Annotated in this window: 7 protein-coding genes; all 7 read left to right on the top strand. The window is 44.5% G+C overall.

What is annotated here, in order from left to right; all coding sequences use genetic code 11:
• The coding region (locus tag HY877_03905) for an AarF/ABC1/UbiB kinase family protein (protein MBI5299422.1) at window positions 1-2,121 on the top strand (2,121 nt) is incomplete at its 5' end.
• A 58-nt stretch (window positions 2,122-2,179) separates the two neighbouring features.
• Window positions 2,180-2,719: a GTP cyclohydrolase I FolE gene (folE, locus tag HY877_03900; protein MBI5299421.1), complete on the top strand. Its 540-nt coding sequence runs from the start codon at window positions 2,180-2,182 to the stop codon at window positions 2,717-2,719.
• Between the two features lie 60 nt (window positions 2,720-2,779).
• Window positions 2,780-4,153 carry an ATP-binding protein gene (locus HY877_03895; protein MBI5299420.1) on the top strand — a complete coding sequence of 458 codons (1,374 nt, stop codon included), beginning with the start codon at window positions 2,780-2,782 and terminating at the stop codon, window positions 4,151-4,153.
• Window positions 4,154-5,323: an MFS transporter gene (locus tag HY877_03890; protein MBI5299419.1), complete on the top strand. Its 1,170-nt coding sequence runs from the start codon at window positions 4,154-4,156 to the stop codon at window positions 5,321-5,323.
• A complete protein-coding gene (gene glpK, locus HY877_03885) occupies window positions 5,320-6,894 on the top strand; it encodes a glycerol kinase GlpK (protein MBI5299418.1) in 1,575 nt (524 codons plus the stop codon). Before HY877_03890 ends, glpK begins: the two co-directional genes overlap by 4 nt.
• Window positions 6,895-6,994: 100 nt before the next feature.
• Window positions 6,995-8,926 (top strand): radical SAM protein, encoded by a 1,932-nt coding sequence (locus HY877_03880; GenBank protein ID MBI5299417.1) that lies wholly within the window; start codon window positions 6,995-6,997, stop codon window positions 8,924-8,926.
• A 4-nt stretch (window positions 8,927-8,930) separates the two neighbouring features.
• Complete coding sequence (gene queG, locus HY877_03875; GenBank protein MBI5299416.1) at window positions 8,931-9,860, top strand: tRNA epoxyqueuosine(34) reductase QueG; 930 nt, start codon at window positions 8,931-8,933, stop codon at window positions 9,858-9,860.
• The last annotated feature ends 153 nt before the right edge of the window (window positions 9,861-10,013 follow it).

Genomic DNA, 10,013 nt, shown 5'->3' with positions numbered 1-10,013 from the left:
TTAAACCAGCTTATTGAAGAGTTTGAACAGGGAAAGGATGGGGAAAGCGAGGAACGTTTTTACAGACAGATTTTTTTCTATTGGGAAAGGATTGGTGCCCTTCCCGGAGAGCATCTTCTTTACAGAATATCCCAGTTGACGGATTCGGAAGAGATCACTTTTGGGCGGGACTTTGACAGGATGCTGAAGGCGGAGATGAATGGTTCCCTTTCGGCGCAAGATGTGCTTCTGGCCGCTCTAAGACGTGAACGTTTTGCGGAGCAATTTCTGGATGAGTTGAATAGCTATGCGCTGGGGGCCTCTCCGTCCACCCTGCTTTTCAGGGAAGAGGTACAAAGAATTTTGCCGCCGGACGCGCCGAATCGCGACGCCAGAAAGGCCGCGATAAATGAAGCGCGCAGACAATTTGCATCTCTTTCAGACCGGCTCGAAATTTCCAGATTTGGCCTGCCTTCCGCCTTTTTAAAACAACCTCCCGAAATTTTGTTCCTCCTGAAATCCTATATAAAAAATATGCCGGAGGCCCATGTGGCCTCTCTCTTATCTCAGATGCACTCGCTGGGTGAAACAGCATCGGATGCAGAGGTATTCAACCACTTTTTCCTCAATGCCGGCCTTGCAAAGGTAGCCCAGTTTTTATCCACCATGGCTGGTATTGTGCCGGATGCGGACAGGCTCGTGTTTGCAAGACTGCAGGATGATGTGCCGGCAAGCAGTTCCGCGGAAGTTCGAAGAACCGTAGAGCGGGAATTGCAAGTCCCCATTGATGTGTTTTTTAAAAGCTGGGATGACAAACCCGTTGCCTCCGCATCCATGGGGGAAATTTATCGGGCGGTTTTGAGGGATGAAAGCGTTGTTTATGTAAAAGTGTTGACTTCATCCAAAGAGGCCCACATCCGTGCGGCTATTCGCACGCTTGAAAGAACCGCCAAAGACTGGGAATCTGAAAAAGAAAGATTTTCCGCCTCTATTGATATCGCGGCGCAGATAAGAAGTTTTGTCGCGAGACTGAAAGAGCAGATGGATTATACCGTAGAAAAACGGCACGCCTTTAATTTTGTCTCGGACGGTATTGTTACCCCGCGGTATTTGGGTTCTCTCTCCACACCCCACCTGATGATCATGCGGCCTGTCATGGGCAAAAAAATAACACGTCTGCAAGGGGCTCAAAACAGGGCATTGGCCGCGAGGGTTTATGTAGAGCAGGCTGTGAGGATGTTGTTCAAGACAGGTCAATATCACGCGGATCCGCACCCGGGAAACGTCTTTTGGGATGAAACAAACAAAATTTTATCGTGGCTGGACTGGGGAATCGTCGGGAAGCTGTCTCTGGAAGGAAAGACGCGGCTGATTGCCATTTTAATGGCGGTTGTTCAGGAAGATACGGAAGAAGTTTTGGGAGCCTTGCGTGCCGCATCGGCAGTACAAAGTTTTGATGAGGCCTATTTGAGGGCGCATGTTAGTGAGACTTTTGCGCAGGATTCCGCGGGGAAAAAGCTAGCGGCACTGTTGAACACAACCGGCAGAGCGAAACTTTATTTGGATGATGAGATAATGCATGCGATTGCTTTTTTGCTGACGGTGGATGGTGTGTCGCGTGAACTGGATCCGGCAATCAATATAGGGGAGATTGTTTTTCAGGTTTTGATGACGGATCAGGAAGGCGAATTTCCTTCCTTTGAAGCCTACGAAGAGACGGATGCGTTTGTCAGTATATGGAAGGCGGAAAGACAGGCTCAAGTTCCTGAAGCAAAACGGACAAGCTGGAATGACGCGGGTGTTATGGTTGAGAAACTGGAATCTTATTTCAAATCGGTCCGGCGTTCTATGGAAGAGGACGCGGCGATGGCTTTGTCCCGCGATATAAAAGAAATCAGAAACAGTTATGAGTGGAGAGTTGGTCTGGATACGATAGAGCGAAAGACTTTTGCCGTATTGGACCGGATGCCCCGTTCGACAATCAAGCCCTCATGGGCATCGGACATGTTGCGACAAAGGCTGGAAGCGCGTTTCCAGAAAAGCCTAAAACGGATCGAAATCCAGACGTTGTTGAACGATATCGCTTCAAAAAGAAATATTTTAAAGGCCTACGAACAGTTTCTGGAATTAACAAAAAAATAGTTTTTCGGTATTTTTCGGCGTGCTTGCCAAAGGATCAAGGAAGGGCTAAGAGCGCACCATGGAAAACTTGGTTCGAAACCTTCTTTTAAAAATTGGCGAAAATCCGGATCGTGAAGGTCTTCAAAAAACTCCACATCGTGTCAAAGAAATGTATCAATTTCTCACGAAAGGATATCAGGAAGACCCCAAAAAATTGATTAACGATGCGATTTACGAAGAAAAATATGATGAAATTATCCTCGTCAAAGACATTGAATTCTACAGTCTTTGCGAACATCATCTCCTTCCTTTTTTTGGCAAGGCGCATGTAGCCTATCTTCCCGACGGAAAAGTCATCGGATTGAGCAAAATTGCGCGTCTTGTCGACATGTTCGCGCGTCGCATTCAGGTTCAGGAAAGAATGACGAGTGAAATTGCAAATGTGATTCAGAGTGCATTGAAACCCAAAGGGGTTGCGGTGATCGTCGAAGCTGAACACCTCTGTATGCAGATGCGCGGTGTGCAAAAAACCGGTTCGATAGCCGTCACCAGTACCATGCTCGGACATTTTCGCAGTGATCCACGCACCCGCAAAGAGTTGATGAGTCTGCTTAAATAAACTGCAGGGATGTGCCATTTTTTCGTTGAAAAAACAGCATGGCCATGTTATATAATCTATATGGCTGAAATCATTACGCGTTTTTATTTTGATGAGCTCTTAAAAGCCCTCCAAAGACCCAAAATCATTGCCTTGGTTGGTGCCCGGCAAACCGGCAAGACCACACTTTTAAAGCAACTTCTTTCACATTTAAAAAAGGAAATGGGGCCTTCTTTTGAGCGGCGACATCTTTTTTTGAATTTCGATTTTTTGTCGGAACGTCAGGATCTTGCTAGCGATGACAGGCTTTTGGAAAAAAAAATTGAAGTCGCACAGGGTGGCCCTCTTTCAAAAATAACAGAACCCTTCTATATTTTTATTGATGAAGTTCAAAAATATCCGCCCGTTTTGGAAATTTTGAAGAGAATCCATGATGCTTTTTCAAAACAGATTAAGATTATTGTAACTGGTTCTTCCGCTCTCCAAATCAGAGAGAAGGGAGCCGAAAGTCTTGCCGGACGCATTGAGTATCATTATATCTTCCCATTCACCTTTTTTGAAACACGTCTTTTAAAAGAGCCCCAAACACAATGGGAATCACAAAAAACCATTTTGAATCTTATAGATCATTTGGTGAGTGGGTCGATCAAAAAAGATTTTTTGGAAGATTTACAGGCCAAACGTTTTTGGTCACCATCCGTTTTGCGAGAGGACGAAGAAGATTTTTTTGTGAGCGGTCTATATCCCGAAGTTGTGGCGGAATTGAAACGGGAAGAAAAATTTCGTCTTTTGAAAAATTATATAACAACTTATGTGGAAAGAGATGTGCGAAATTTGACTCAGGTGGGAGATTGGTTGGGATATCATCGACTGCTGGAAGTTTTGGCTTCTCGCGTGGGGCAATTAGTCGATTTTTCCGGGCTTGGTTCTGTTGCTGGCTTGGATGTAAGAACGGTCAAAAAATATATTTCGCTTTTGGAGGAAACATTTATTGTTGATCGACTCCCTTCCTATTTTGTGAACATGGAAAAGAGGGTAGTAAAATCTCCCAAAATCGTTTTTTGTGATAATGGAATTATTTCTTCTTTGCGTGACATGACAAGTTTGCGTCATTATGAAAATAATAATTCTATCGGCTCGATTTTTGAAAATGCCATTCTTGCCGAACTGATAAAATATTTGAAGAACAGGCCGTTGCCAATAGGCATCTATTTTTGGCGACTTCATTCAGGGAGTGAAGTGGATTGTGTTTTGGAGTCTGAAAATCGCCTGATTCCCATTGAAATAAAATGGTCGGAGACATTGACACCTAATGATTGGAGCGGCCTTAAGGCTTTTCAAAAAGAATTTAAAAATCGTTGTGAAAGAGGCTATGTTTTTTACCGCGGGAGAGAAGTTATATGCAATGAGAAGGAATCTTTAATTGCAATTCCCTATTTTATGCTTTTTTGTTAAATGAATTCCTATCTTGCTTTAAGACTCTTCTACTTTTTTTACTTCGGCACGCTGGGCGTGTTGGTTCCCTATTTTCCCGGTCTCCTGAAACATTATAATTTAAAACCCTCCCAAATGGGTCTCGTGATGGCCGCGTGGCCGATCGCAAAATTGGTGACCCCCATTTTTTGGTCCCGACTCGCAGATCGTCTTAATAAACGGAATTTGTTCATGCAGATAGGAAGTCTTTTGTGTCTTTTGTCTTTTCTTTTCTTTTTTAAGACGACTGAATTCAGGGGTTTTCTCGCGATCATGTTCCTTTTTTCTTTTTTTCGAATGGTATTGCTTCCCCTTATCGATGCCGCCGCTCTGGAATATTGCGAGACCCACCACAGGGAATATGGAAAAATTCGTTACTGGGGATCAATCGGATTTATCTCCGCTTCTTTTTTGTTTGGGTGGTTGATCGATTATTTTTCCATCACTGTTATTCTTTTGGGTATCTCAATTATTTTGTTTTTACAGATGGCGGCCATTTTCAATCTCCCTCACAGTGAGGTGATAACTCGTCAAAAAGAGGTGACTTTTGATCTTGGTTTTTGCTGGAAAAAGGCGGTCATCGGTTTTCTTATTGCCAGTGTGTTGCGTTCTGTTTCTTTTGGAACTTATGATATTTTTTTCAGTGTTTGGATGCAGTCCAATGGTTATTCCTCGTCCGTGACCGGGTTTTGCTGGGCATTAGCAGTTGGCGCGGAAGTGATTGCAATGATTTATTTCGCCCGTCTTTCCACAAAATTTAGTTTGAAGATATTGATGGCTCTTGGGCTGATTTGCATGTCTCTTCGCTGGCTTATTTTGTCAACAACAACTTGCCTTCCCGCGATTCTTTTTGAACAGACTTTGCATGCTTTCAGTTTTGGTGTTTACCAGCTGGCGGCGGTGGCCTACATGTACCAACATACGCCGGCGCATTTGCGCGCGACAGGTCAGGCGATTTATCAAACAATCAGTTTCGGTGTTGGAAGTGTTTTGGGCTTTTGGGGACTTTCTGTCTTGAAAGAATATTTCAGTTATGAAGAAATGTTTCTAATTTGTGCCGTCATTGCGGCGATGGGTTTGTGTTTCATGCCGTGGTTTCAGGAAAAACCAAAAGAAAAAATTCCGGAAGAACCGGTGGGGGAAGAACCATGACGAATCAAACTATTTTATCCATTGATCAAGGCACCACAAGTTCCAGAGCTTTTCTCCTCGACAGCAATTTAAATGTTAAAGGAGTGGGTCAAAATGAATTTCGCCAGCACTATCCGAAACCCGGATGGGTGGAACACGATGCCGAAGAAATTTGGGAATCAACACTCAAAGCAATTCGCGACGCTCTGGCTTCAACGGGCACAAGGTTCGGTTCGCGCAAACGAAGCGAGCTTTGCTCGCGTGAGGGGGTGGCTCCAATGGCTTTGCCATTGGAGGGGGCGACGCGAGCCCCTATAATAGATCCAAAACAAATTGCCGCGATTGGAATTACCAACCAGCGTGAAACCACAATTTTGTGGGACAGGAAAACCGGAAAAGCCATTGCCAACGCAATTGTCTGGCAAGACCGCCGCACCACAGAACGTTGCCAAGAATTAAAACAGAAAAATGAAGAGATGGTGCGAAACAAAACGGGCCTTGTGCTGGACCCTTATTTTTCGGGAACAAAAATCGAATGGCTTTTGGAAAATATTCCGGGTGCGAAAGCAAAAGCAGAAAAAGGAGAACTCTGCTTCGGAACCGTCGACTGTTTTTTGCTTTGGCGTTTGACGTGCGGAAAAGTGCACGCAACAGATGCCACAAATGCCAGCAGAACTCTTCTTATGAATTTAAAAACACTTGAGTGGGATGAAGAACTTTTGGATTTGTTTCATATTCCGAAATCGATTTTGCCCCGCATCGTTCCGTGCGCCGAAAAACAAGGTGTTACAAAAGGAGTGCAAGGTTTGCCCGATGGAATTCCAATTGCCGGCATGGCGGGCGATCAGCAAGCGGCATTGGTGGGGCAGGCCTGCTTTGAAGTTGGCGAAGCGAAATGCACGTATGGCACCGGCTCTTTTATTTTAATGAATATCGGTAAAGAACCAAAACCTTCCAAGCACGGTCTCATCACAACACTTGCTTATCAACGTGGCAATGAAGTGGCTTATGCCTATGAAGGTTCCGCTTTCATTGCCGGTGCCGCGGTCCAGTGGTTGCGCGACGGTTTGAAAATCATCAAACATTCTTCGGAAGTGGAGGCGTTGGCGGCTTCCGTTCCCGATAGTCACGGTGTTATTTTTGTTCCGGCGTTTGTAGGATTGGGCGCTCCTTATTGGAGAGCTGATGCAAGAGGTGCGATGACAGGCATTACGCGAGGAGCAACCTCTGCCCACATTGCACGCGCAACACTTGAAGGCATCGCATTTTGCCAATACGATATTTTGGAGGCGATGACCCACGATGTCGGGAAACCGCTTGCCAGTTTAAAAGTGGACGGTGGAGCCGCAAGCAACAATTTATTGATGCAATTTCAGTCGGATATTTTGCAGGTTTCCATTTCAAGACCTTTGATTATCGAAACCACCGCGTTGGGCGCCGCTTTTTTAGCGGGATTAGGGGTTGGTATCTGGAAAGATTGGAATGAAATTCGAAAAAGTTGGAAAGAGGAAAAGCACTTTACACCGAAGATGTCCAAAGAAGAGGTCAAAAATCGAATAAAAAACTGGCATTCCGCTATTGACAAATTATAGCAAATTCGGGATAAGGCCCTATCCAAAATCATCATAGAATTCAACTGTTTAGAATGTTTAGAAATTTTTAAACATTGAAGGAATAATTCAAGGAGGAAAGATGGCCAAGCAGTCAACGGTAGCAAAGGTGGCAAAGCAATCCAAAGTAGTTCGCATGCAGGCCGTTCAAAGCGCTCCAAAATTTCCAATTCAGGAAGTGTCGAAATGGACTCGCACCAAAGAAAAATTATTAACCAAAGCCGCCAATGTGGCGTGGCACTCTTTTCAAGCGGTCAATAAAATTTTGGGAGAAGCAAAATCTTTTCAGCCGGCTTGGGCTCCCGAACCGCTCCTAAAAAGTCATCAGAGATCGAAACCACCTCTTGGCTGGCCTCGCGAAACAGACAGTGTTTGTCCCAAATGTGTGAAAGAAGTGCGCGAAGGGATCATCAGCGGAAAAATGTCCGTCGATACCATGTTGCAACATCCCGGCAAAATCAAAGCCAAGATTATCGAGCGAAATAACGAAATTTGGATGACAAAAACCTGTCCCAAACACGGTTATTTTGAAGACATCATGGCGCATGACGCCGAATTTTTTGGTCATATTGAAAAACTTTACCCGGGAAGAGATTTCAAAAGTCCCAAAACAGAAGTTCGCAGACACGGTATTTCCGATATCCAATACGGTCGCGGAGTGGTGCTGAATATCGATTTAACCAATCGCTGTAATATGATGTGTGAACCCTGTTTTATGGATGCCAATCAGATTGGTTATGTGCATGAACTGAATTTTGAAGAGATTAAAGAAATTCTCGACAACTCGTTGAAAGTCAAACCCCATCGCCAGATGTCGGTGCAGTTTACCGGCGGTGAACCCACACTGTCTCCCCACTTTTTGGAAGCCATTCGCTACGCCAAGAAGATCGGCTACTTTAGCGTGCAGACGGCTACAAATGGTATTCGCTTTGCAGAAGATCCCAATTTTGCAAAACAAGCTTACGATGCCGGGTTGCGCATTGCCTATCTTCAATTTGACGGAGTGAGTAACGATTCAAACAAACACCGCAAAATCGAAAACCTTTTTGATATTAAATGCCGCGCCATTGAAAACATGCATGACGCGGGTATTGACATTGTGCTCGTGACAACATTGGTGAATACGGTCAACGATGATCAAATCGGACCGATCATCCGTTTCACGATTGAAAATTCCGACAAGGTTACGTTCGTTGCCTTCCAACCTGTTTCGTTTACGGGGCGCGACGAAGATGTCGACGATGAAACAAGAAAGAAATGGCGCTTTACATCGTCTCACCTTGCCTACGCGGTTAAAGAACAGACAGGCATGACGGAACCTCTGCGTGACTGGTTCCCTCTTTCCATTATTTCTGTGTTTGCAAATTTGGGAGATCAACTTCAGGGACCTAATAATCTTTGGGGGACGATGTCGTGTTCTTGTCACCCCGATTGCGGTTTGGCGACCGCCTTTATGGTCAATAAAAAAACAAAAGAGGTCAAACCGGTTTCGGAATTTATTAATCTGATACAACTTGTGGAAGACATCACAAAAATTACAGATGCCAACCGCGGATCTGCACTGACAAAAGCACAGGTAGCCGCGGCGCTTCTGCGTAATTTTGATCCAAGCAAAGCACCGAAAGGTTTAACCTTGGAAGCGTTAATGACCAAATTCGACAAACAAACAGCGGGTGGTTTAACAGCGGGCAAAGTTGATTACGGAGTTGGCAAAGAGCGCATGAAAGATGAATGGCTCATCATGTTCACAGGTTCCATGTGGTTTCAGGATGTTTTCAACTATGATTTCCGCAGAACCGAAATGTGTAACATTCCTTATGGTACACAAAATGGAGAGATCAGTTTCTGTGCCTATAACACGGGTCTTGGTTGGAGAAACATTGTCGAAAATATGTACAAAAATGCTACCGTTTCTGAATGGTACAAAAAAAATGGACGTCATGAAATTTATGCCTCCGGCAAAGCGGTCAATCTTCCAAGCTTCGACCATACTTTGAGATTGCCGCAGGCTTAGGCGGATGTCGTTAGAAACGTTTATCAAAGAAGAAGGTAAGAAAATCGGCTTTGACAAGGTAACTCTTGCCAAGGCCGTTTTTTTTCCGGAACATCAGGCGTTGCAAGACTGGTTGGCTCAAGGTTTTCACGGGACGATGGATTACATGGAACGTGGAAAAGAAAAACGTCAAAATCCAAAACAGGTCATGCCGGAAGCCAAGTCGGTGATCACCTGTGCGCTCAACTACAATACCGATTACCCCTATTCCACCGAATGCAAAAATTCAAACCGGAGTTGGATCGCTCGCTACGCGTGGGGAGAAGATTATCACATTATAATGACCCAAATGTTGGAGTCGTTGCAGAAAAAAATTTTACAGAGAGAGTCTAGTTTCAATTGTAAAATTTATGTGGATACGGGACCCGTGATGGAACGAGTTTTTGCGAAAAATTCTGGCGCTGGATGGATTGGGAAAAATACGTGTATTATTGATCCGAAACTGGGTTCTTGGTTGTTGCTTGGTGTAATTTTGACCGATTTGGAATTAAAACCCGATCCGCCAATGTTCGACCACTGCGGCAAATGCACCGCCTGCATAGATGCTTGCCCGACTCAAGCGATCACACAGCCGTATAAGATTGATGCGCGTCGGTGTGTTTCTTATTTAACGATAGAGCATCGGGGAGAGATTGATCCCGAATTAAAATCGAAAATGGGAAACAACATTTTTGGTTGCGACATTTGTCAGGATGTCTGTCCGTGGAACAAAAAAGCCCCCAAAACAGCGCTACAAGCCTTTCAGCCACGGGAGGGTTTTTTCAATCCAAACTTCGACGCCTTCGAAAAAATAGTAACAGAAGAGTATCCACGTCGATTCAAAAACTCCCCTTTGAAAAGAGCAAAACAGGCGGGATTATTGCGAAATCTTTTATACGCCAGACAAAACAAATAATGGGAGTGGTGGAAAATGCTGAAATTTTCAAATTGTCATTCTGAGCCCTTCGCTTTGTCATTCTGAGCGAAGCGAAGAATCTGTTCGGGCTCAGGATAAACTCCGCGAAGAATCCAATATTATCAAGTAGATCCTTCACGGAGTTTACACTGA

The sequence above is a fragment of the Deltaproteobacteria bacterium genome (assembly GCA_016213065.1).
In the GTDB taxonomy this organism is placed as follows: domain Bacteria; phylum UBA10199; class UBA10199; order SPLOWO2-01-44-7; family SPLOWO2-01-44-7; genus JACRBV01.
The sequence above is the reverse complement of the archived record's forward strand: the minus strand, read 5'-3'. Positions and strand labels throughout refer to the sequence as shown.